This window comes from Nocardioides oceani (genome assembly GCF_030412965.1).
GTDB lineage: Bacteria > Actinomycetota > Actinomycetes > Propionibacteriales > Nocardioidaceae > Nocardioides > Nocardioides oceani.
On record NZ_JAUHJQ010000006.1, the window covers coordinates 117,508 to 140,189 of the forward strand.

The window sequence follows — 22,682 nt, forward strand, 5'->3', positions numbered from 1 at the left end:
GGGCCGTTCACACCGGTGATACATTGACGCCGCGCCGTACGCCAGGCGTGGCACCCGGACTCCCGGCCGACGCCGGAGCCGCAGGGTGCACCACTCCCTCTCGTTCGTCACGGAGATCCTCCGTGAACCGTCCCGCCCTCGCCTGCCGGTGATCGGGGCGTGAGCCGGGAGCCTTGACGAGCAGCCGGTCGGTCCGCGGTGAGCGGTCCCGGCACTGACGACGTGGGAAGGACCCCCTCACGTGACGGAGACGATCGAACCCACCGCCTCGGGCGGACCGGCACGCAAGCGTGGCGGGGGGCTCAGCACGATGCTGATCGCCGACCTGCGCTCGATGGCCGGCGGGATGGGCATCGCAGACGCGGGCACGATGAAGAAGGCCCAGCTCGTCGAGGCGATCAAGTCCGCGCAGACGGGAGGGCGTGCGCAGGCGCAGCAGCCGGCCGCCGAGCAGCAGGCCCCCCAGCAGCAGGTCCAGCAGCAGCCCCCGGCGGCGGAGGACGCCCGCGCCGAGCGCCCCGCGCGCCGGCGTGCGGCCAAGCGGGCGCAGGGTGCCCCCGAGTCCGCGCCCGAGCAGTCGGGCGCGCAGTCCGGCGCACAGTCCGGGGAGCAGGCCGGCCAGCCGGTCGTCGAGGCGCAGCCGGAGCTCCCGGTCGAGCCCGCGGAGCGCTCGGGGGAGCGGCCCGCCCAGGACGGCGAGCGGCGCCGCGAGCGGAACCAGCAGCGCCAGGGCCGGAACCGGCAGCAGGAGGGCCAGCAGGAGGAGCAGCCCGAGCGGCAGCAGGACGGCCCGAAGCAGGACGGCCCGAAGCAGGACGGCCAGAAGCAGAACCGCGACCGGGACCAGAACCGCGACCAGAACCGCGACCAGAACCGCGACCAGAACCGCGACCAGAACCGGGACCAGAACCGGGACCAGAACCGGGACCAGAACCGGGACCAGAACCGCGACCAGAACCGCGACCAGAACCGCGACCGGGATCAGAACCGGGACCAGAACCGCGACGACGACGACCTGGACGGGACCGGGCGCAATCGCCGGCGTCGCGGGCGCGACCGCGACCGCACGCGGGGCCAGCGCAACGAGCCGGACACCACGATCCTCGAGGACGACGTCCTCGTGCCGGCGGCGGGCATCCTCGACGTCCTCGACAACTACGCGTTCGTGCGGACCAGCGGCTACCTGCCCGGTCCCGACGACGTCTACCTCTCGCTGTCGATGGTGCGGAAGTTCGGCCTGCGGCGCGGCGACGCCATCGTCGGCCAGGTCCGCCAGCCGCGCGAGGGGGAGCGCCGGGAGAAGTTCAACCCGATGGTGCGGGTCGACAGCGTGAACGGCGCCGAGCCGGAGGCCGGCAAGCACCGCGTGGAGTTCGCGAAGCTCACGCCGCTCTACCCGACCGAGCGGCTCCGGCTGGAGACCGGCCCGGACAACCTGGTCGGCCGGGTCATCGACATCGCCGCGCCCGTCGGCAAGGGCCAGCGCGGGCTGATCGTCTCGCCCGCGAAGGCCGGCAAGACGATGGTGCTGCAGTCGATCGCGAACTCGATCACGACCAACAACCCCGAGTGCCACCTGATGGTCGTGCTCGTCGACGAGCGCCCCGAGGAGGTCACCGACTTCGAGCGCTCGGTCAAGGGCGAGGTCATCTCCTCGACGTTCGACCGGCCGCCGGCCGACCACACGATGGTCGCGGAGCTGGCGATCGAGCGCGCCAAGCGCCTGGTCGAGCTCGGCCACGACGTCGTGGTGCTCCTCGACGGCATCACCCGGTTGGGTCGCGCCTACAACCTCGCCGCGCCGGCGAGCGGGCGGATCCTGTCCGGCGGCGTCGACTCCGCGGCGCTCTACCCGCCGAAGCGGTTCTTCGGCGCGGCTCGCAACATCGAGAACGGCGGCTCGCTGACGATCCTCGCGACCGCGCTGGTCGAGAGCGGCTCGAAGATGGACGAGGTCATCTTCGAGGAGTTCAAGGGCACCGGGAACATGGAGATCCGGCTGCGCCGCGACTTCGCCGACAAGCGACTGTTCCCGGCCATCGACGTGGTGCAGTCCGGCACGCGGCGCGAGGAGCTCCTGCTGTCCTCCGAGGAGCTCGCGATCATCTGGAAGCTGCGTCGGGTGATGTCGAACGTCGACAACCAGCAGGCGCTCGAGCTGCTGCTCGAGCGGCTGCGGAAGTCGCAGACGAACATCGAGTTCCTCATGCAGGTGCAGAAGACCACGCCGGCGTCCGACGCGGACGACTGAGCCAGCACCGAGAGCACCACCGAGGGAACGACCGGGCGCCGGCGTACCCCTGCCGATCTGGGCAACCGAGGTCGGCGGGGGCGCGCCACCCCGTAGGCTGACCCGGCACGGGTGGGACATCCACCGTCCGGCACTCGCAGAGGACTCCTGGGAAGGGGCACCGTGGCACGCATCCTGGTCGCTGACGACGACGTCGACATCCGGGAGCTGGTCGAGTTCAAGCTCTCGACGCTCGGGCACGACATCGTCGCGGTCTCCGACGGCGCGGCGGCGGTCGAGGCCTGCCAGGCCGAGCGGCCGGACCTCGCGGTGCTCGACGTGATGATGCCGGGCTTCTCCGGCCTCGACGCGATCCGCGTGATCCGCGCCGACCCGGCGCTGGCCGACCTCCCGGTCATCCTGCTCACGGCGCGCGCCCAGGAGTCGGACGTGGAGACGGGCTTCGACTCGGGCGCCGACGACTACATCACCAAGCCGTTCAGCCCGCGCGAGCTCGCCTCCCGGGTCGAGGCGCTCCTGGCCCGTTCGGTCTGAGCGGCCAGGTCCCGGCGCTCGATGAGGACAGCGCAGCCCGGCTCCTCGACGAGCGTCGGCGGTCGCCCGGCGGCGCGGCTGCTCGCCCCCGTCCTGCTGCGGGTCGGGCTCCTGGTGGCGCTGATGGCGGGGCTCTGCGTGGCGGGCGTGCTCGTCTCGACGCGCGCCCTGGACCACCTCACCAGCGACCTCATCCCCGCGGCCACGGCCAACGAGGACGTGCTGCAGGACCTCACCGACATGGACGCGGCCGTCGGGGCCTATGCACGCAGCGGCGACGAGGCGGCGCTCGACGACTACGAGCGGGCGCAGCGGCGGCTGCCGGCCCACGCCCGGCGGGTGCGCGACTTCGCGCGGGGCGACGCGGCGCTCGAGGGGCTCGTCCGCAGGCAGGAGGCGGCCAGCGACGCCTGGCTGACGCGGTACGCCGAGCCGCGGGTCGCGTCGCCGGGCGGCCCGGGGACCTTCCTGCGTCAGCGGTACCTGCGGGGCCAGCGGCTCTTCGACGAGGTCCGCCGGGCGCACCTCGCGACCCACCAGGAGTTCGACCGGCGGCAGCGGGAGGCGAGCTCGGACGCCCAGTGGCGCTTCCGGGCGACGATCCTCGCCGTCGTCGTGCTCGGGCTGGTGGGCTGGTTCCTGCTCGGGCGCTCGCGCCGCCGCCTGGACCGCGAGCTCTCCGCGCCCCTCCGGGCGATCGAGGAGACCGTCCAGCGCCTCGCCCGTGCCGAGACCGACGTGCGCGCCGAGGTCGCGGGCCCGCGCGAGGTACGGGCCGTCGCGCTCGCGCTCAACGACCTGGTCGAGCAGCAGGCGCGCGCGAAGGCGGTGGAGAGCCGGATCCAGGACGAGCTCCGGGCGCTCGACACCGCACGCGAGGACTTCGTCTCCAACGTCTCCCACGAGCTGCGCACGCCGCTCACCACGATCAGCGGCTACCTCGAGCTGGTCGCCGACGAGTTCGACGGCGAGATGGCACCGCGGCACGAGCGGATGCTCGAGGCCACCCGCCGCAACGTCAGTCGGCTGCGGGTGCTCATCGACGACCTGCTGACCCTGTCCAAGGCGGAGAACCGTGGCACCGACCTCGAGCAGGTCGAGCTCGACCAGGTCGTCCGCGACGCCGCGACCGATGTCCGGATCACCGCAGCCCGCCGCGGGATCACCGTCGCCGTGGTCGACCCGGGTCGTCCGCTGCCGGTGCTCGGCGACCGGGCGATGTTGAACCGGGCGTTCCTCAACGTGCTGAGCAACGCGGTGAAGTTCAGCCGTGAGGGCGGCCAGGTGGAGGTCGAGGTCACCGAGGCCGACCGGAGCGTGCGCGTCGCGGTCCGGGACCACGGCATCGGCATCCCCGAGGCCGAGCTCGACCGGCTCGGCACCCGCTTCTTCCGGGCGTCGAACGCCGTGCGCGACGAGATCGCCGGCACCGGCCTCGGCGTCCGGATCGTCCAGACGATCATCGACAAGCACTCCGGGCAGGTGCGGTTCGACTCCGCGGAGGGGACGGGGACCACGGTGACCGTCACCCTGCCCCTCCAGGGCGACCCCCGGGCGCCTTCGCCCGGGGCCCCCGGACCCGAGGAGCCGGCCCCCGCACCCACCCCGCAGCAGGTCTGAGCCCGGCCCCCGTCCACGGCCCGACCGGGGAACAACCGCGATTGGGTCGGCGTTCTGACCGGTGGCACAATCGTGTGCTGGTTCCGGTTCACGTACCTGCCGCAGGGCGCGGCGGACGACCCGGCGACTGAGAGGACACCATGAAGAAGGACATCCACCCGGAGTACGTCGAGACGACGGTGACCTGCACCTGCGGCGCCGAGTTCACGACCCGCAGCACTGTCACCTCGGGCCAGATCCGCTCCGACGTCTGCTCGCAGTGCCACCCGTTCTACACCGGCAAGCAGAAGATCCTCGACACCGGCGGCCGCGTCGCCCGCTTCGAGGCCCGCTACGCCAAGGCAGCCAAGAAGTAGCTGTCCCCGAGCGCCGGTCCCTGCCCTGTGGCGGGGACCGGCGTTCGTCATTTGCGACCCGACCACAGACACCCCCGCGGGCTCCCGCCCGTGCGACCGCAGGAGGAGCCACCGGTGTTCGAGGCCGTCGAGGGCATGCTCGCCGAGCACGAAGGGCTCGAGCAGCAGCTCGCCGCGCCCGAGACCCACGCCGACGCCCGGCTGGCCAAGCGGCTCAACCAGCGCTACGCCCAGCTCTCGGCGGTCATCGGTGCCTGGCGCGACTGGCAGCGGCTGAGGGAGGACCTCGAGGCCGCGCGCGAGCTGGCCGCCGAGGACGCCTCGTTCGCCGAGGAGGCCGAGTCGCTCGTCCCGCGGCTGGCCGAGGCCGAGGAGCGGCTGCGTCGGCTGCTCGTCCCGCGTGACCCGGCCGACGACAAGGACGCCATCCTCGAGGTGAAGTCCGGCGAGGGCGGCGAGGAGTCGGCGCTCTTCGCGGGCGACCTGCTGCGGATGTACACGCGTTACGCCGAGGCGCGCGGCTGGAAGGTCGAGCTGCTCGATGCCACGGAGTCCGACCTCGGCGGCTACAAGTCGGTGACCGTGGCCGTGAAGGCGAAGGGCACGCCCGACCCCGGCGAGGCGCCGTACGGCCTGCTGAAGTTCGAGGGCGGCGTCCACCGCGTGCAGCGGGTGCCCGTGACGGAGTCGCAGGGTCGCGTCCACACCAGCGCCGCGGGCGTCCTGGTGCTGCCGGAGGCCGAGCAGGTCGACGTGGAGCTCAACGACAACGACCTGCGCATCGACGTCTACCGCAGCAGCGGCCCCGGTGGGCAGAGCGTCAACACCACCGACTCGGCGGTGCGGATCACCCACGTGCCCACCGGCATCGTCGCCAGCTGCCAGAACGAGAAGAGCCAGCTGCAGAACAAGGAGCAGGCGATGCGCATCCTCCGCGCCCGACTGCTCGCCGCCGCGCAGGAGGCCGCCGACGCGGAGGCCAGCGACGCGCGCCGCAGCCAGGTGCGCACCGTGGACCGCTCCGAGCGGATCCGCACCTACAACTTCCCGGAGAACCGGATCTCCGACCACCGCACCGGCTACAAGGCCTACAACCTCGACCAGGTCCTCGACGGGGACCTGCAGCCGGTGCTCGCCTCCTGCCTCGACGCCGACCTGGCCGCGCGGCTCGAGGCGCTCGAGCAGTGAGCACGCCGAGCCCGCGCCGCGTGGTCCTGGCGGAGGCGACCGCGCGGCTGCGGGAGTCCGGGGTGGCCAGCCCGGAGCACGACGCGGCGGAGCTGCTCGCCCACGTCCTCGGCACCACCCGCGGCCGGCTGGTCCTCGTCGACGAGGTCCCCACCCCGGCGGCCGAGGAGTACGCCGCGCTGGTCGCGCGCCGCGCGGCGCGCGAGCCGCTCCAGCACCTGACCGGGTCGGCGTGGTTCCGTCACGTCGAGCTGGCCGTCGGGCCCGGGGTGTTCGTGCCGCGGCCGGAGACCGAGCTGCTCGCGGGCTGGGCGGTCGACCGCGCCGCCGCGCTGGTGACGGAGGGTCGCACGCCGGTCGTGGTCGACCTGTGCACCGGCTCCGGGGCGATCGCCCGGTCGCTGGCGCACGAGGTGCCGCAGGCCGTGGTGCACGCGGTCGAGCTGGACGAGGCCGCGCACCGCTGGGCCGAGCGCAACCTGGCAGGCACGGGGGTCGACCTGCGTCAGGGCGACCTGGCCACGGCCTTCGACGACCTGGCCGGCTCGGTCGACGTGGTCGTCTGCAACCCGCCGTACATCCCCCTGGAGGCGTGGGAGTCGGTGGCACCCGAGGCCCGGGACCACGACCCGCACCTCGCGCTGTTCTCCGGGGACGACGGGCTCGACGCGATGCGCGTGCTCGAGCGCCGTGCGGCGCTGCTGCTGCGGCCCGGGGGAGAGGTCGGCGCGGAGCACGCCGACGTGCAGGGGGAGTCCGCGCCCGCGGTCTTCAGCGCGACCGGACGCTGGACCGAGGTCCGCGACCACCGCGACCTGGCAGGTCGGGCGCGCTTCCTGACGGCGCGGCTGGCACGATGACCGGGTGAGCGAGCGCTACCCCACCGACACCGAGGAGGGCCGCGAGGCGGCCGTGGAGGCGGCGACCCTGGCGGTCCAGCGCGGCGAGCTGGTCGTGCTGCCGACCGACACCGTCTACGGCATCGCGGCCGACGCCTTCGACCCCGCCGCCGTCCGCGACCTGCTCGACGCCAAGGGCCGCGGCCGCGACATGCCGCCGCCGGTCCTCGTCAGCTCTCCGACCACGCTCGACGCCCTCGCGGTGCGGGTGCCCGGCTACGCCCGGGCGCTGGTCGAGCGGTTCTGGCCCGGGCCGCTGACGATCGTGTGCCACCAGCAGACCTCCCTGCAGTGGGACCTCGGCGACACCCGCGGCACGGTGGCCGTGCGGATGCCCGACCACCCGGTCGCCCTCGAGGTGCTCGAGCGCACCGGTCCGCTGGCCGTCTCCTCGGCCAACCTGTCGGGGATGCCGGCGGCGACCGACGCCGAGCAGGCCGAGGAGATGCTCGGCGACGAGGTGGCCGTCGTGGTCGACGCGGGGGAGTCGCCCGGCGGCGAGGCCTCGACGATCGTGGACTGCACCGGCGACCAGGGGCGGGTCCTGCGCCGCGGCGCGCTCTCCCTCGACGCGCTCAACGAGGTCCTCGAGCCGCTCGGCGCGACCCTGACCGACGAGGGCCAGGCGACCGCGTAGTGCGGGAGTACCTCCTCGTCTTCCTGGTCGCCGCGACGGTGACCTACCTGCTCACCGTCGTGGCCCGGGAGATCGCGATCCGCACCGGCGCGGTGGCGGCGGTCCGGGACCGGGACGTGCACGACGAGCCGATCCCCTACCTCGGCGGGCTCGCCATGCTCGGCGGTCTCGTCGCGGCGTACCTCGTGGCGCGCGAGCTGCCGTTCCTCTCCCTCAGCGGGCCCTTCGTCTTCCGCGACGCCGGCATCGTGCTCATCGCGGGCGCGCTCATCTGTGCCGTCGGGGTGCTCGACGACATCTTCGAGCTCGACGCGCTCACCAAGCTCGGCGGCCAGGTGCTGGCGGCGGGCTTCCTCATCGCCTTCGGGATCCAGTACGTCTTCTTCCCGCTGACCAACGGCGAGGTCTTCGCGATGGAGGCCTCGCAGGCGGCGCTGCTGACCGGGTTCGTGGTGGTCGCGACGGTCAACGCCGTGAACTTCGTCGACGGGCTCGACGGCCTGGCCGCCGGCGTCGTCGGCATCGGTGCGATCGCGTTCTTCGTCTTCTGCTACCAGCTGACCCGGCTCAACGACGCCCCGCGCGCCACCACCGCCGCGCTCCTCAGCGTCGCGCTGGCCGGCGTGTGCGTGGGCTTCCTCGTCCACAACTTCCACCCCGCCCGGCTGTTCATGGGCGACTCCGGCTCGATGCTCATCGGGCTGGTGCTCTCGGCCAGCGCGGTGACCCTGACCGGTCAGTTCTCCGGCACCGAGATCGCCCAGGGCGGCGCCGGGTCGCAGGCCAGCCTGGTGCCGACGCTGCTCCCGGTCCTGCTCCCGGTCTCGATCCTCGTGGTGCCGCTGCTGGACCTGGTGATGGCGGTCGTGCGCCGCACGCGCGCCGGCCGCTCGCCGTTCGCGCCGGACAAGCAGCACCTGCACCACCGGCTGCTCGAGATCGGGCACTCCCAGCGCCGGGCGGTGCTGATCATGTGGCTGTGGGCGGGGCTCATCGCCTTCGCGACCGTGTGCGCCAGCCTCTACACCGGCGTGTGGGTCTGGCTCTCGGTCGGCCTGCTGGCCGCGGTGACGGTCGTGCTGACGTTCGTGCTGCCGGTGCTGCACAAGCCCAAGGTGCTGGAGGCGCTCGATGAGCCCTCGCCGGAGACTTTGTGATAGTTTTCACGAGCGGCCCCAGGGTCGCTGACGACCGCGACGAGACCCCTCCCAGGACGGCCGCCGGATGACGACCGAGACGCCCCGCGAGACCGCGAGGACCCGCCGCGCCGGCGGGTCGGCGGTCCTGGTCGGAGCCGGGCTCGGGACCGTCGTAGCAGGCCTGCTGGCCGCCGTCGTCGGCGCGCTGGCCGACGGTCGCCCGGCGGCGTACGGCGCCCTGGTCGGGACCGCCCTCGTGGTCGTCGTCTTCGCCTTCGGCTCCGCGACCGTGCACGCCGTGGCGGGCCTCCTGCCTGCGGCTTCGCTGATCGTGGCGCTGCTGACCTACGCGCTGCAGCTGCTCGTCGTGCTGGTCGTGCTCTCGGCGCTCGACGGCTCCGGCGCGGTGGGGGACACCCTCTCCCGCGGCTGGCTCGCCGGGGCGGTCATCGTCGGCACGCTGGCCTGGACGACCGTCCAGGTCGTGCTCGCCGGCCGCGTGCGGATCCCGGTCTACGACCTCCCGGACGCCGCTGCGTCCCCGCAGCCGACCACCGCGCAGCACGGGGGTGATCGATGACCCGCCACGCCTGCTATCGTCCGGGGCGCCATGAGTCAGCAGGATCAGTCAGCTGCTCCTCAGGACGGCCCGAAGGGCGATCCGTGGCACGCCTTCGGCTACATCGTCTCGGGCGTCGCGGTGTACGGCGTCCTGGGGTGGCTCGCAGACCGGTGGCTCGGCACGACGTACCTCGTGGCCGTCGGCATCCTGATCGGTGCCACGCTCGGGATCTACATGACCTTCGCTCGTTTCAACCGCGCCCAGCCGAACAGCCAGCCGCACGAGCAGTCGCACGACAGATAGAGGAGAACTGGTGAACGTCGCAGCCGTGGTGCGTTCCGCAGACGGGTTCACCCCGCCCGGACCGGCCGACTTCGACCTCCCCGCCATCGGCGGCGGTTCGACCGTCGACTTCCTCGGGCAGGAGGCGGTCCTCGGTGTCACCAAGCCGATGCTCCAGCTCGTCCTCGCCGCGGTGCTGGTCTTCGCGTTCTTCAAGATGGCCTCGGCCAAGCGCGCGATGGTGCCGGGCAAGCTGCAGTTCGTCGGCGAGGAGGCCTACGGCTTCGTCCGCAACTCGCTGGGCCGCGAGATCATCGGCAGCCACGACTTCCAGAAGTACACGCCGTACCTCTTCGCGCTGTTCTTCTTCATCCTGCTCAACAACCTCTTCGCCTCGATCCCGCTGCTGCAGTTCCCGACCTTCTCCCGGTCCGGGATGGTCTACTCGCTGGCACTGCTGAGCTGGGTCGTCTACAACGTCGCCGGCATCCGCAAGCACGGCTTCGTCGGCTACTTCAAGCTCCAGTCGGTGCCCGCGGGCATCGGCGGCCCGATGCTCATCCTGCTCGTGCCGCTGGAGTTCATGTCGAACATCCTCGTCCGCCCGGTCACCCTGGCGCTGCGACTCTTCGCGAACATGTTCGCCGGCCACCTGCTGCTGATCCTGTTCGCGCTCGGCGGCGAGTACCTCGTGACCGAGATGGCGATCCAGTACGCCCCCGTCGGCGTGATCGCCTGGCTGCTGTTCATCGCGGTCGCCTTCCTGGAGATCCTGATCCAGTTCCTCCAGGCCTACGTCTTCGTCCTGCTCAACGCCATGTACATCAGTGGCGCCATCGCGGACGAGCACTGAGCACCAGCTCCACGCTCAGCAGCTGCACCCCTCGACCAGCACCACCCCGTAGGAACACACCGAAAGGAAGATTGCCGTGGAAGGCACTCTGAACGGCTCGCTCAACATGATCGGCTACGGCCTCGCGGCCATCGGTCCCGGTATCGGTATCGGCCTGATCTTCGCGGCCTACATCGCCGGCGTTGCCCGTCAGCCGGAGGCCCAGAGCCGCCTCCAGTCGATCGCGATCCTCGGCTTCGCGCTCGCCGAGGCGCTCGCCATCATCGGTATCGCCCTCGCGTTCGTCCTCAGCTGATCACGCCCTCCGCCTGTAGGACCCGGAAGGACCTGGCATGCAAGCACTTGTGACCTCCTTGGTGGTGAGGGCGTCCGAGGGGGAGGAGCACGAGCTCAACCCGCTCATCCCGCACCCGATCGAGCTCATCCTGTCGCTCGTCGTCTTCGCGATCCTCTTCTTCCTCGTGAAGAAGTTCGTCGTGCCGGCGTTCGAGGCGACCTACGCCGAGCGCACGAAGGCGATCGAGGGAGGCCTCGCGGCGGCCGAGACCAAGCAGGCGGAGGCCGACGCCAAGCTCGCCGAGCTCGAGAAGCAGCTCGGCGACGCCCGGCACGAAGCCGCGCGCATCCGCGAGGAGGCGCGCGAGCAGGGGGCGCGGATCATCGCCGAGATGCGCGAGCAGGCCCAGGCCGAGTCCTCGCGCATCGTGGAGCACGGCAAGGCCCAGATCGAGGCCGAGCGCCAGCAGGCGGTCACCTCGCTCCGTGCCGAGGTCGGCACCCTCGCGACCTCGCTGGCCGGCCGCATCGTCGGCGAGTCCCTCGAGGACGACGACCGGCAGCGCCGCGTCGTCGACCGCTTCCTCGCCGACCTCGAGACCGGTACGCCGGGTCGGAACTGATGGGGGAGCACTGATGACCGCCTCGTTCCGCGGCGCCTCGGCCGAGTCGCTGGCCGCCCTCACCGACGAGCTCGGGGGTGCGGTCGCCGGTTCGCCGGAGACCGCCACCTCCGTCGCCGGTGAGCTGTTCTCGGTCTCGCAGACCCTGCGGTCCGAGGGCGCGCTGCGCCGTTTCCTCACCGACGCCTCCCTGCCCGCCGAGGCCAAGACCGGCCTCGTCGGCCAGGTCCTCGGCGGGAAGGTGTCCGAGACGACGCTGTCGGTCGTCCGGACGGCGGTCTCGCGTCGGTGGACCTCCGCCGGCGACCTGCCCGACGCCCTCGAGCACGCGGGCGTCGTGGCCGCGGTCAAGGGCGCTGGCGACCAGGCCGGCCGTCTCTCCGACGAGCTGTTCGGCGTCGCGGAGACGATCAAGAGCGCCCCCGAGCTCCGGGACGCGCTCTCGGACCCGGCCCGTACGCTCGAGGACAAGACCACGCTGGTGCGCTCGCTGCTCGACGGCAAGGCGCTCCCGGCGACGGTCACCCTCGTCGTCCAGTCCCTGGCCGGCACCCACCGCACGGTGGGCGTCGCGCTCGCGGAGTACCAGAAGGTCGCGGCCCAGGTGCAGGAGCAGGGCGTGGCCACCGTACGGGTGGCCCGTGACCTGACCGGCGCCGAGCGGGACCGGCTGGCCGACCTGCTGTCGCGGCAGTACGGACGGCCGGTGCACCTCAACCTGCTCGTGGACCCCACGGTCCTCGGCGGGATCCGCGTCGAGATCGGTGACGACGTCATCGACGGCACCGTGTCCAGCCGCCTCGACGACGCCCGGCGTCGTCTCGCCGGCTGAACCACCCCCTCACTTCACAGCTGTAGAGACAAGAGAGAAGGAACCGAGATGACGGAGCTCTCCATCCGTCCGGAGGAGATCCGCGACGCGCTGCAGAAGTACGTCGCCGACTACCGCCCCGAGGCGGCGAGCCGCGAAGAGGTCGGCGTCGTGGCGGAGGCCGGCGACGGCATCGCACGCGTGAGCGGCCTGCCGTCGGCCATGGCCAACGAGCTGCTCGAGTTCGAGGACGGCACCCTGGGCCTGGCCCTGAACCTCGACGCCCGCGAGATCGGCGTCGTCATCCTCGGTGACTTCGACAAGATCGAGGAGGGCCAGAAGGTCCGCCGCACCGGCGAGATCCTCTCGGTCCCGGTCGGCGAGGGCTACCTCGGCCGCGTCGTGGACCCGCTGGGCAACCCGATCGACGGCCTCGGCGACATCGAGACCACGGGCCGTCGCGCCCTCGAGCTGCAGGCGCCGTCGGTGATGCAGCGCAAGTCGGTCCACGAGCCGCTCGCCACCGGCATCAAGGCGATCGACGCGCTCACCCCGATCGGCCGCGGCCAGCGCCAGCTGATCATCGGTGACCGCGCGACCGGCAAGACCACGGTCGCGATCGACACGATCATCAACCAGAAGCAGTACTGGGAGACCGGCGACCCGAGCAAGCAGGTCCGCTGCATCTACGTCGCCGTCGGCCAGAAGGGCTCGACCATCGCCTCGGTGCGTGGCGCCCTCGAGGAGGCCGGCGCGCTGGAGTACACCACGATCGTCGCCTCGCCGGCGTCGGACTCCGCCGGCTTCAAGTACCTCGCGCCGTACACCGGCTCGGCCATCGGCCAGCACTGGATGTACGACGGCAAGCACGTCCTCATCGTCTTCGACGACTTGACCAAGCAGGCCGAGGCCTACCGCGCCGTGTCGCTGCTGCTGCGCCGCCCGCCGGGCCGTGAGGCCTACCCGGGCGACGTGTTCTACCTGCACAGCCGCCTGCTCGAGCGTTGCGCCAAGCTCTCCGACGACCTCGGCGCCGGCTCGATGACCGGGCTGCCGATGGTGGAGACCAAGGCCAACGACGTCTCGGCGTTCATCCCGACCAACGTCATCTCGATCACCGACGGTCAGATCTTCCTGCAGTCCGACCTGTTCGCGGCCAACCAGCGCCCGGCGATCGACGTCGGTGTGTCGGTCTCCCGCGTGGGTGGTGCGGCGATGACCAAGGCGCTCAAGGCCGTCACCGGCTCGCTCAAGGTCGACCTGGCGCAGTTCCGCGCGATGGAGGCGTTCGCGATGTTCGCCTCCGACCTCGACGCGGCCTCGCGCCAGCAGCTCGACCGCGGTCAGCGCCTGATGGCGCTGCTCAAGCAGCCGGCCTACTCGCCGTACCCGGTCGAGGAGATGACCGTCTCCCTGTGGCTCGGCACGACCGGTCGCCTCGACCGCGTCCCGGTCGAGGACGTCCTGCGCTTCGAGCGTGAGTTCCTCGACTACCTGCGCCGCTCGCACGAGGGCATCCTCAACGCGATCCGTGAGTCCCTGAAGTTCGAGGACGACACGGCCTCCGCGGTCGAGGGCGCCTACACCTCCTTCCTCGACCAGTTCGAGACCTCCGAGGGCGGGTCGATCAAGGTCGGCCACGAGGCTCCGGCCGAGGCGCTCGAGGACGAGGACCAGGAGCAGATCGTCAAGCAGAAGCGGGGCTGACGCATGGCCGTATCGCTGCGTGAGTACCGCGCGCGGATCAAGTCGACGGAGTCGATGAAGAAGATCACGCGCGCCATGGAGCTCATCGCTGCGTCCCGGATCATCAAGGCGCAGCAGCGGGCCCAGGCGGCAGCGCCGTACGCCCGTGAGCTGACCCGCGCGGTCTCGGCGGTGGCGACGTTCTCGAACGTCGACCACCCGCTGACCCGCGAGGAGGAGAACCCCAAGCGGGCGGCCGTGCTGATCGTGACCAGCGACCGAGGTCTGGCCGGCGCGTACTCCTCGAGCGTGCTCAAGGAGGCGGAGCGTCTCGCCGAGAAGCTCCGGTCCGAGGGCAAGGAGATCGACACCTACATCTGCGGTCGCAAGGGCGAGGCGTACTTCAAGTTCCGCCAGCGCCCGATCGTGCAGGCGTGGACCGGGTTCTCCGACCAGCCGTCGTACGACGTGGCCGCCGAGGTGGGTGCGGCGCTGATCGAGTCCTTCCTGAAGGAGCAGGGCGAGGAGGGCGACGTGGACGAGGTCCACCTCGTCTACACGCGCTTCCGCTCGATGCTCACCCAGGAGCCCACCGCGGTGCGGCTCCTGCCGCTCGAGGTCGTCGAGGCCGAGGAGGGTGGCTCGGTCGAGCGACCGGACCCCTCCGACGTGCTCCCGCTCTACGAGTTCGAGCCCTCGGCCGAGGCGGTGCTGGACGGGCTGCTGCCGCAGTACGTGCAGAGCCGGGTGTTCTTCGCCCTGCTGCAGGCCGCGGCGTCCGAGCTGGCTGCGCGCCAGAAGGCGATGAAGTCCGCCACGGACAACGCCGACGAGCTGATCAAGAAGTACACCCGCATCGCCAACCAGGCCCGCCAGGCCGGTATTACCCAGGAAATCAGCGAGATCGTCGGTGGCGTCAACGCACTCGCCGACGCGAACTCCGGGAGTGAGTGAGAGACATGACTGCCACCTTCGAAGAGACCCAGCAGGGCTCGACGGCCGGTAACACCGGTCGCGTCGCCCGGGTGACCGGCCCCGTCGTCGACGTCGAGTTCCCGGCGGACGCGATGCCGGAGATGTACAACAAGCTCGAGGTCGACCTCGAGCTCGAGGGCGAGACCAGGACCCTGGTCCTGGAGGTCGCCCTCCACATCGGCGACGGCGTCGTGCGCGCCATCTCGATGAAGTCCACCGACGGCCTGGTCCGCGGCGCCACGGTGCGTGACACCGGCGGCCCGATCACGGTCCCGGTCGGCAACGGCACCCTCGGCAAGGTCTTCAACGCGACCGGTGACGTGCTCAACCTCGAGGAGGGCGAGCGGTTCGAGGTCAACGAGCGCTGGGGCATCCACCGCAAGGCGCCGGCCTTCGACCAGCTGGAGTCGAAGACCCAGATGTTCGAGACCGGCATCAAGGTCATCGACCTGCTGACCCCCTACGTCCAGGGCGGCAAGATCGGCCTCTTCGGTGGTGCGGGCGTCGGCAAGACGGTCCTCATCCAGGAGATGATCGCCCGTGTGGCGAAGGACCACGGTGGTGTGTCGGTGTTCGCCGGTGTCGGCGAGCGCACCCGTGAGGGCAACGACCTCATCGTCGAGATGGAGGAGGCCGGCGTCCTCGGGCAGACCGCCCTCGTCTTCGGCCAGATGGACGAGCCGCCGGGCACCCGCCTGCGGGTCGCGCTGTCCGCGCTGACGATGGCGGAGTACTTCCGCGACGTGCAGAACCAGGACGTGCTGCTCTTCATCGACAACATCTTCCGGTTCACCCAGGCCGGCTCGGAGGTCTCCACGCTGCTCGGCCGCATGCCGTCCGCGGTGGGCTACCAGCCCAACCTCGCCGACGAGATGGGCCAGCTGCAGGAGCGGATCACCTCGACCCGCGGTCACTCGATCACCTCGATGCAGGCGATCTACGTTCCCGCGGACGACTACACCGACCCGGCTCCGGCGACGACCTTCGCCCACCTCGACGCCACGACCGAGCTGTCCCGCGAGATCGCGTCGCTGGGCATCTACCCGGCCGTGGACCCGCTGACCTCGACCTCGCGGATCCTCGACGCCCAGTACATCGGGCAGGCTCACTACGACTGCGCCATCCGGATCAAGCAGATCCTGCAGCGCAACAAGGAGCTGCAGGACATCATCGCGATCCTCGGTGTCGACGAGCTCTCCGAGGAGGACAAGATCATCGTCTCCCGGGCCCGTCGCATCCAGCGGTTCCTGTCGCAGAACACCTACGTGGCCAAGCAGTTCACGGGCATCGAGGGCTCGACGGTCCCCGTGGCCGACACCATCGAGGCGTTCAACAAGATCGCCGACGGTGAGTACGACCACGTGGCCGAGCAGGCGTTCTTCATGTGCGGCGGTCTCGACGACGTCGAGGCCAAGTGGGCCGACATCCAGAAGAACCTCTGAGGTCCTGACGATGGCTGAGAACCTCACGGTGTCGCTCGTCGCGGCCGACCGCACGGTCTGGTCCGGCGAGGCCACCATGGTGATCGCCCGCACGGTGGAGGGGGACGTCGGCGTGCTGCGCGGTCACGCGCCGATGCTCTCCCTGCTCACCGACGCGGTCGTGGAGATCGCGGAGGTCGACGGCGACGTCGTCGTCGCCGCGGTCGACGGCGGGTTCCTCTCGGTCGCGGCCGACCGGGTCTCCATCCTCTCCGAGCGGGCCGTGCTCGCCTCGGAGGTCGACGTGGACCAGACGCGGGCCGAGCTCGACGAGGCGCGTGGGCTGATCGGGTCGGAGGACGAGGCCGAGCGCCGCGTCCGCCGTGCCGAGGCCCGCATCCGCGCCGTCGAGCGGGCCCGCTGAGCACCGTCGTACGACCTGCACGACCCGGCACCGAGTCCCGTGCCGACGCCCGCTAGGGTGACGGCACTTCCGTGGGAGAGGGGATTCGATGCCGGTGTGGCAGTGGCTGCTCGACGCAGCCGGTCTGCTCCTCCTGCTCGTCCTGCTCTACGGAGCCGCCCTCATCGTGCGGCGCCGGCTGCTGTCCCGACACGGGGGCACCTTCGAGCTCAGCCACCGCGTCCGGTCCGAGAGGGCCGGACGCGGTTGGCTTCTCGGACTCGGCCGGTACTCCGGCGAGACGCTCGAGTGGTTCCGCATCTTCTCGCTGTCGCCCCGGCCCAAGCGGACCTGGCAGCGCGACGGGCTCGCCTACGACGGACGTCGCGAGCCCGAGGGGCCCGAGCAGATGTCGCTCTACCCCGACCACGTCGTCATCTCCTGCCAGACCCGCGAGGGCGAGGTCGAGCTGGCGATGAGCCCCGCCTCCCTGACCGGCTTCCAGGCCTGGCTGGAGGCCCGACCTCCTGGCACCGACTGGACCCGTGGCTGACACCTCGCCCCCTGCACCCGACGCCCTCCTGCGCACGCGCAACGCGGTCGGGCTGACCTTCGGCCTCAACGGCCTCCTCTTCGCGACCCTGGTCGCGCGGCTGCCCGACATCCGCGAGCACCTCGACCTCGACAACGCCGCCCTCGGGCTGCTCCTGCTGGCCATCTCGATCGGCTCGATCCTCGCGCTGCCCGCAGCTGGCCGGCTGATCGTGAGGTACGGCGCCGGCCAGGTCGTCCGCGCCGGGGTGGTCGCCTGCGCCGTCGGCCTCTCCGCGGCGGGCGTGGCCGCCGGTGCCCTCGAGTCGGTCCCCGCGACGGCCGTCGGCTTCTTCGTCTACGGCATCGGCATCGGCATCTGGGACGTCGCGATGAACGTCGAGGGTGCGGAGGTCGAGCGCCGGCTCGCCCGCACCGTCATGCCGCGCTTCCACGCCGGCTGGTCGCTCGGGTCGATCGCCGGCGCGGGCGTCGGCATCCCGCTCACCGCGGTCTCCCTCCCCATGCCGATCCACCTGGTCGGCGGGTGCGTGGTCGCGTTGCTCGTCGTCTGGGGCGCGGCGGCGACCTTCCTGCCGCCGGAACCCGCCGTGGAGCACGCCGAGCGGCCCGGCTCGGCGTGGTCCGAGCCGCGCCTGCTCGCGATCGGCGTCATGGTCCTGGCGTTCGCGATCGCCGAGGGGTCGGCCAACGACTGGCTCACCCTCGGCCTGATCGACGGGTACGGCGTCGAGCACTGGGTCGGCGTCGCCGGCTTCTCGCTGTTCGTGACCGCGATGACCGCCGGCCGGCTGCTCGGGCCGCTCGTCCTGGACCGCTTCGGCCGGGCACCGGTGCTGTGGGCCAGCTGCGCGGCCGCGTGCGCCGGCATCCTGCTGGTCGTCCTCGGGGGTCACGTCGTGCCGGTCGCGATCGGCATCCTGGTCTGGGGCCTCGGCTCCGCGCTGGGCTTCCCCGTCGGCATGAGCGCGGCGGCCGACGACCCGGTCCGGGCCGCCGCCCGCGTCAGCGTCGTCTCGACGATCGGGTACGGCGCGTTCCTGGCCGGACCGCCGCTGCTCGGCCTGCTCGGCGACCATGTCGGGACCCTCGACGCGCTCCTCGTCGTCGCGGCCCTCATGGTCCCCGCCGCGGTGGCCGTGCTCGCCGCACGTCCCCGCGTGCCGGCGGGGGAGTCCCGGTGAGCGCCAGTCACCGGGTGGTCATCACCTACTGCACGCAGTGCCGCTGGTTGCTGCGCGCGCAGTGGTACCAGGGCGAGCTCCTGACGACCTTCGAGGACGACCTCGCCGAGGTCGCCCTCGCCCCGGCCACCGGCGGGGTCTTCCGGGTCGACGTGGACGGCGAGCCGGTGTGGAACCGCAAGCGCGACGGCGGCTTCCCCGACGTCACCGAGCTCAAGCGCCGGGTGCGCGACGTCGTCGCACCCGGACGCTCGCTCGGGCACGCCGACCGCACGGACTGACCCGGGCGGACGGCCGGCGCGAGGACCCGGTCAGGCCGGTCGGCCGCGCTCGCCGCCGGGCACCCACAGCACGTCGCCTTGGTGGCGGTTCGCGTGGCGGGCCAGGATGAACAGCAGGTCCGAGAGGCGGTTGAGGTAGGTGATCGCCAGCTTGTTCATCGCCTCGCCGTGGACCTCGAAGGCCGCCCAGGCCGACCGCTCGGCGCGGCGTACCACCGTGCGCGCGACGTGCAGGTGGGCCGCGCCCTCGGTGCCGCCGTTGAGGATGAACGACCGCAGCGCCGGCAGCGCCTCGTTGTACTGGTCGCACCACGCCTCGAGCCGGTCGACGTAGTCCTGCTCGATCCGCAGGGGCGGGTACTGCGGGTCGGGCACGACCGGGGTGCAGAAGTCCGCGCCCACGTCGAACAGGTCGTTCTGGACGTGGGTCAGCACGGCGACGACGTCCTCGTCGAGGTCGCCGCGGACGACCGCGAGCCCGAGGTGGGCGTTCGCCTCGTCGACGTCGGCGTAGGCGTGCAGCCGCAGGTCGTTCTTGGTGGTGGTGCTCATGTCGCCGAGGCGGGTCTCGCCGCCGTCGCCGGTCCGGGTGTAGATCCGCGTCAGGTTGACCATGACCGGAGGCTATCGACCGGCCCCTCGGTACGGTCGTGGGCATGGGCCGCCGTGCGTACGCCGCCACGCTGGCCGCCCCCGGCCTGCTGCTCGCGGTGGTCGGCCTGTTCCACCCCCACCACCTGAGCCCCGCGACCGCGGACCGGTGGTTCGCGTTGCACCTGCCCGGGCTGGTGGTCTTCCCGCTCGTCGGCGTGGCGCTCGCGGCGCTGGTCGGCCGGCGGACCGACCCGGTTGCGTGGCTGGTCCGGCTCGCGGCGTACACCTATGCGACCTTCTACACCGCCCTCGACGTGGTCAGCGGCGTCGCGGCGGGCTGGGTCACGCGCGAGCTCGGCCCGGGGGTGCCGCGCCCCGACGAGGTGCGGCTGCTGTTCCGGATCGGCACGCCGCTCGGAGAGGTCGGGTCGTGGGCGCTGCTGGTCACGGTGGTCGTGCTCGTGCTCGACCAGGTCCGCCGGCACGGCGTGCGCGCCGCCGGGGGAGTGCTGCTCCTGCCGGGTGCGTGGCTGGTGCACACCGAGCACATCTTCGCGCCGGGCGGCGTCGTCGGCACGGTGCTCCTGGCCGCCGGCACCGCCGCCCTGGCGCTCGCCGGGACCCGATCCGGCGCCGGCCGTAGTTGAACAACCCACGACCGACACGACGGAAAACCCCGCGCAGCAGGCAACCTCATCGGCTGCCGGGGCGTCACTATGGGTAGAGGGGTGACCCAGCACACGGTCGTCCGGGCTTTCTCAGGGGCCCGGAGGGCAGGAAGAGGCGAGATGGACATCGTGGCCGACGGACCCACGCTCGTGCTGAGCGGCGACTTCGACGTGCGCAGCACCACCGAGGCGCGCGACGCGATCTACGACCACCTCGCCGGGCACGAGGACGTCGTGCTCGACCTGACCGGCGTCGGGACCGTCGACCTCACCGCGCTCCGGCTGCTCGCGGTCGCGACCCTGGTGGCCACCCGCGACGGCCACCACATGGTGCTGCGCGGCTGCGGCCCCGCCGTGCGCCGCATGCTGCACCTCTCCCGCCTGCGCAGCGTCGTGGAGCTCGAGCGCGAGGCCGTGAGCGCCTGACCGTGCCCGGCGGAGGTCGGCCCCATGCCCGCCCGGCGCGTCGTCGGCGTGTCGGGCATCCCACACGTCGGGCCGGTTACCAACCGGTATCGCGCGTCCTACCCTTCCCTCCATGACGCAGATCGATCGCCCCCAGACGGACCGGCCCCAGCGCGACCGGCCCTGGGTGATGCGGACGTACGCCGGCCACTCGACCGCCGAGGCGTCCAACGCGCTCTACCGCTCGAACCTGGCCAAGGGCCAGACCGGCCTCTCGGTCGCCTTCGACCTGCCGACGCAGACCGGCTACGACCCCGACTCCGCGATGGCCCGCGGCGAGGTCGGCAAGGTCGGCGTGCCCGTGCCGCACCTGGGCGAGATGCGGAAGCTGTTCGACTCCATCCCGCTGACGGAGATGAACACCTCGATGACCATCAACGCCACGGCGATGTGGCTGCTGGCGATGTACCAGGTCGTCGCCGAGGAGCAGGCGGGCGTCCCCGAGGGACGGGCGACGCCCGAGGAGGTCGCCGCCCAGCTGGCCGGCACCACCCAGAACGACATCATCAAGGAGTACCTCTCCCGCGGGACCTACGTCTTCCCGCCCGAGCACTCCCTGCGGCTGATCAGCGACATGATCGCCTACACGGTCCACCAGATCCCCAAGTGGAACCCGATCAACATCTGCAGCTACCACCTGCAGGAGGCCGGCGCGACGCCGACGCAGGAGCTGGCGTACGCGCTGTGCACCGCGATCGCCGTGCTGGACCAGGTCAAGGCCTCCGGCCAGGTCTCCGAGGACGACTTCGAGAAGGTCGTCGGCCGGATCTCCTTCTTCGTCAACGCCGGCGTGCGGTTCGTCGAGGAGATGTGCAAGATGCGCGCCTTCGTCGAGCTGTGGGACGAGATCACCCGCGAGCGCTACGGCGTGCAGGACGCGAAGATGCGCCGCTTCCGGTACGGCGTGCAGGTCAACTCGCTGGGCCTGACCGAGGCGCAGCCGGAGAACAACGTCCAGCGGATCGTGCTGGAGATGCTCGGCGTGACGCTGTCCAAGGACGCCCGCGCCCGCGCCATCCAGCTGCCGGCGTGGAACGAGGCGCTCGGCCTGCCCCGGCCGTGGGACCAGCAGTGGTCACTGCGCCTGCAGCAGGTGCTCGCCTTCGAGTCCGACCTGCTCGAGCACGACGACATCTTCGCCGGGTCCACGGTGATCGAGGCCAAGGTCGCCGAGCTCGTCGAGGGCGCCCGCGCCGAGATCGACCGGGTCCAGGCGATGGGCGGTGCGATCGCCGCGGTGGAGTCGGGCTACATGAAGCAGGAGCTGGTCTCCGCGCACGCCGCGCGTCGCGCGCGGATCGAGTCCGGTGACGAGGTCATCGTGGGCGTCAACAAGTTCGAGACGACCGAGCCCTCGCCGCTGACCGCCGACCTCGACGGCGCGATCATGACCGCCGACCCGCAGGCCGAGCAGTCCGCGATCGCCTCGGTGGAGGCGTGGAAGGCGGAGCGCGACGAGGACGAGGTCGCCCGAGCGCTCGCCGCGCTGGCTGAGGCCGCCAAGACCGACGCCAACCTCATGGCGCCCACGCTGGCCGCCGCCCGCGCCGGCGCCACCACCGGCGAGTGGGCCGGCACGCTGCGCGAGGTCTTCGGGGAGTTCCGCGCGCCGACCGGCGTCTCTGGTGCGGTCGGTGTGGCCGAGGCCGGCGCCGAGCTCACCGCCGTGCGCGAGCGGGTCCGGGTCACGGGCGAGGAGCTGTCCGGCAACAAGGGCGGGCGGCTGCGCCTGCTCGTCGGCAAGCCGGGTCTCGACGGCCACAGCAACGGCGCCGAGCAGGTCGCCGTGCGCGCCCGCGACGCCGGGTTCGAGGTGATCTACCAGGGCATCCGCCTGACGCCCGAGCAGATCGTCGCAGCCGCCGTCGCCGAGGACGTCCACTGCGTCGGCCTGTCGATCCTCTCCGGCTCGCACATGGAGCTCGTCCCCGCCGTCCTCGACGGCCTGCGCGAGGCCGGCATGTCCGACGTGCCGGTCATCGTCGGCGGGATCATCCCCGACTCCGACGGCCGCCGGCTCACCGAGCTGGGCGTCGCGGCGGTCTACACCCCCAAGGACTTCGGGCTGACCGAGATCATGGGCGGCATCGTCGACGTCATCCGCTCGGCCAACGGGCTCTCGGAGGCCTGATCAAGCGACTTCTGCTGGTCGAGCAGGCGAGCGCCAGCGACTTCTGCTGGTCGAGCAGGCGAGCGCCAGCGAGCCGTGTCGAAACCCGGTGACCGGGGTTGCGGCCCTGGGTTGCTCGCGGGGTTTCGACACGCTCAGGCCCTCAGCGGGCCTTCGCTGCTCCACCGGCGGAAAGGGCGCCGGCGGCTCTGTTGGTTGAGCAGGCGAGCGCCAGCGAGCCGTGTCGAAACCCGGTGACCGGGGTTGCGGCCCTGGGTTGCTCGCGGGGTTTCGACACGCTCAGGCCCTCAG

The 22,682-nt window shown here is 71.8% G+C and carries 25 protein-coding genes; 24 read left to right on the plus strand and 1 reads right to left on the minus strand.

Annotated elements, in window-relative coordinates; all coding sequences use genetic code 11:
• Nucleotides 1-241 precede the first annotated feature (241 nt).
• The 21 genes from rho to QWY28_RS15245 all read left to right on the plus strand — a co-directional run bounded on the left by rho (nucleotide 242) and on the right by QWY28_RS15245 (nucleotide 18,533).
• On the plus strand, nucleotides 242-2,251 hold the full coding sequence (rho, locus tag QWY28_RS15145) for a transcription termination factor Rho (protein WP_439117258.1): 2,010 nt from the start codon (nucleotides 242-244) through the stop codon (nucleotides 2,249-2,251).
• A gap of 162 nt (nucleotides 2,252-2,413) precedes the next feature.
• On the plus strand, nucleotides 2,414-2,785 hold the full coding sequence (locus tag QWY28_RS15150) for a response regulator transcription factor (protein WP_300953397.1): 372 nt from the start codon (nucleotides 2,414-2,416) through the stop codon (nucleotides 2,783-2,785).
• Between the two features lie 21 nt (nucleotides 2,786-2,806).
• A complete protein-coding gene (locus QWY28_RS15155; RefSeq protein ID WP_300953398.1) occupies nucleotides 2,807-4,405 on the plus strand; it encodes an ATP-binding protein in 1,599 nt (532 codons plus the stop codon).
• Nucleotides 4,406-4,545: 140 nt separating this feature from the next.
• Nucleotides 4,546-4,761 carry a 50S ribosomal protein L31 gene (gene rpmE / locus QWY28_RS15160; RefSeq protein WP_166191162.1) on the plus strand — a complete coding sequence of 72 codons (216 nt, stop codon included), beginning with the start codon at nucleotides 4,546-4,548 and terminating at the stop codon, nucleotides 4,759-4,761.
• Nucleotides 4,762-4,875: 114 nt separating this feature from the next.
• On the plus strand, nucleotides 4,876-5,949 hold the full coding sequence (gene prfA, locus QWY28_RS15165) for a peptide chain release factor 1 (protein ID WP_300953399.1): 1,074 nt from the start codon (nucleotides 4,876-4,878) through the stop codon (nucleotides 5,947-5,949).
• Nucleotides 5,946-6,809: a peptide chain release factor N(5)-glutamine methyltransferase gene (prmC, locus tag QWY28_RS15170; RefSeq protein ID WP_300953400.1), complete on the plus strand. Its 864-nt coding sequence runs from the start codon at nucleotides 5,946-5,948 to the stop codon at nucleotides 6,807-6,809. Before prfA ends, prmC begins: the two co-directional genes overlap by 4 nt.
• A gap of 4 nt (nucleotides 6,810-6,813) precedes the next feature.
• On the plus strand, nucleotides 6,814-7,485 hold the full coding sequence (locus QWY28_RS15175) for an L-threonylcarbamoyladenylate synthase (protein ID WP_300953401.1): 672 nt from the start codon (nucleotides 6,814-6,816) through the stop codon (nucleotides 7,483-7,485).
• Nucleotides 7,485-8,642 (plus strand): MraY family glycosyltransferase, encoded by a 1,158-nt coding sequence (locus tag QWY28_RS15180; protein WP_300953402.1) that lies wholly within the window; start codon nucleotides 7,485-7,487, stop codon nucleotides 8,640-8,642. Before QWY28_RS15175 ends, QWY28_RS15180 begins: the two co-directional genes overlap by 1 nt.
• A gap of 67 nt (nucleotides 8,643-8,709) precedes the next feature.
• A complete protein-coding gene (locus QWY28_RS15185) occupies nucleotides 8,710-9,204 on the plus strand; it encodes a hypothetical protein (protein ID WP_300953403.1) in 495 nt (164 codons plus the stop codon).
• 30 nt (nucleotides 9,205-9,234) lie between these two features.
• Nucleotides 9,235-9,489 carry an AtpZ/AtpI family protein gene (locus QWY28_RS15190; RefSeq protein WP_300953404.1) on the plus strand — a complete coding sequence of 85 codons (255 nt, stop codon included), beginning with the start codon at nucleotides 9,235-9,237 and terminating at the stop codon, nucleotides 9,487-9,489.
• 10 nt (nucleotides 9,490-9,499) lie between these two features.
• Complete coding sequence (gene atpB, locus QWY28_RS15195) at nucleotides 9,500-10,321, plus strand: F0F1 ATP synthase subunit A (RefSeq protein WP_336622420.1); 822 nt, start codon at nucleotides 9,500-9,502, stop codon at nucleotides 10,319-10,321.
• A gap of 106 nt (nucleotides 10,322-10,427) precedes the next feature.
• Complete coding sequence (atpE, locus tag QWY28_RS15200; protein WP_367891531.1) at nucleotides 10,428-10,616, plus strand: ATP synthase F0 subunit C; 189 nt, start codon at nucleotides 10,428-10,430, stop codon at nucleotides 10,614-10,616.
• A 37-nt stretch (nucleotides 10,617-10,653) separates the two neighbouring features.
• Nucleotides 10,654-11,220, plus strand: coding sequence for a F0F1 ATP synthase subunit B (locus tag QWY28_RS15205; RefSeq protein WP_300953405.1), 567 nt, complete (start codon nucleotides 10,654-10,656; stop codon nucleotides 11,218-11,220).
• A gap of 13 nt (nucleotides 11,221-11,233) precedes the next feature.
• On the plus strand, nucleotides 11,234-12,052 hold the full coding sequence (locus tag QWY28_RS15210) for a F0F1 ATP synthase subunit delta (protein ID WP_300953406.1): 819 nt from the start codon (nucleotides 11,234-11,236) through the stop codon (nucleotides 12,050-12,052).
• A 48-nt stretch (nucleotides 12,053-12,100) separates the two neighbouring features.
• Nucleotides 12,101-13,738 (plus strand): F0F1 ATP synthase subunit alpha, encoded by a 1,638-nt coding sequence (atpA, locus tag QWY28_RS15215; RefSeq protein ID WP_300953407.1) that lies wholly within the window; start codon nucleotides 12,101-12,103, stop codon nucleotides 13,736-13,738.
• A 3-nt stretch (nucleotides 13,739-13,741) separates the two neighbouring features.
• Complete coding sequence (locus QWY28_RS15220; protein ID WP_300953408.1) at nucleotides 13,742-14,671, plus strand: F0F1 ATP synthase subunit gamma; 930 nt, start codon at nucleotides 13,742-13,744, stop codon at nucleotides 14,669-14,671.
• 5 nt (nucleotides 14,672-14,676) lie between these two features.
• The gene (gene atpD / locus QWY28_RS15225; protein WP_300953409.1) at nucleotides 14,677-16,134 is read left to right on the plus strand and encodes a F0F1 ATP synthase subunit beta; all 1,458 of its coding nucleotides are present in this window, start codon (nucleotides 14,677-14,679) and stop codon (nucleotides 16,132-16,134) included.
• A gap of 10 nt (nucleotides 16,135-16,144) precedes the next feature.
• Nucleotides 16,145-16,537: a F0F1 ATP synthase subunit epsilon gene (locus QWY28_RS15230; protein WP_300953410.1), complete on the plus strand. Its 393-nt coding sequence runs from the start codon at nucleotides 16,145-16,147 to the stop codon at nucleotides 16,535-16,537.
• Nucleotides 16,538-16,625: 88 nt separating this feature from the next.
• A complete protein-coding gene (locus QWY28_RS15235; protein WP_300953411.1) occupies nucleotides 16,626-17,069 on the plus strand; it encodes a DUF2550 domain-containing protein in 444 nt (147 codons plus the stop codon).
• Entirely contained in the window at nucleotides 17,062-18,252 is a 1,191-nt protein-coding gene (locus tag QWY28_RS15240) for an MFS transporter (protein WP_300953412.1), read from the plus strand. Before QWY28_RS15235 ends, QWY28_RS15240 begins: the two co-directional genes overlap by 8 nt.
• Complete coding sequence (locus QWY28_RS15245) at nucleotides 18,249-18,533, plus strand: Rdx family protein (RefSeq protein ID WP_300953413.1); 285 nt, start codon at nucleotides 18,249-18,251, stop codon at nucleotides 18,531-18,533. Before QWY28_RS15240 ends, QWY28_RS15245 begins: the two co-directional genes overlap by 4 nt.
• Before the next feature lie 30 nt (nucleotides 18,534-18,563).
• Here the strand turns inward: QWY28_RS15245 and QWY28_RS15250 are convergent, their stop codons facing one another.
• Nucleotides 18,564-19,148, minus strand: coding sequence for a cob(I)yrinic acid a,c-diamide adenosyltransferase (locus tag QWY28_RS15250; protein WP_300953414.1), 585 nt, complete (start codon nucleotides 19,146-19,148; stop codon nucleotides 18,564-18,566).
• A gap of 41 nt (nucleotides 19,149-19,189) precedes the next feature.
• Here QWY28_RS15250 and QWY28_RS15255 point away from each other — a divergent pair, with 41 nt between their 5' ends.
• From QWY28_RS15255 to QWY28_RS15265, 3 genes are all read left to right on the plus strand, one after another.
• Nucleotides 19,190-19,774, plus strand: a complete 585-nt coding sequence (locus QWY28_RS15255; protein ID WP_300953415.1) for a hypothetical protein — start codon at nucleotides 19,190-19,192, stop codon at nucleotides 19,772-19,774.
• Nucleotides 19,775-19,915: 141 nt separating this feature from the next.
• The gene (locus tag QWY28_RS15260; RefSeq protein WP_300953416.1) at nucleotides 19,916-20,221 is read left to right on the plus strand and encodes an STAS domain-containing protein; all 306 of its coding nucleotides are present in this window, start codon (nucleotides 19,916-19,918) and stop codon (nucleotides 20,219-20,221) included.
• Nucleotides 20,222-20,333: 112 nt separating this feature from the next.
• Nucleotides 20,334-22,391 (plus strand): protein meaA, encoded by a 2,058-nt coding sequence (locus tag QWY28_RS15265; protein WP_300953417.1) that lies wholly within the window; start codon nucleotides 20,334-20,336, stop codon nucleotides 22,389-22,391.
• Nucleotides 22,392-22,682 lie beyond the last annotated feature (291 nt).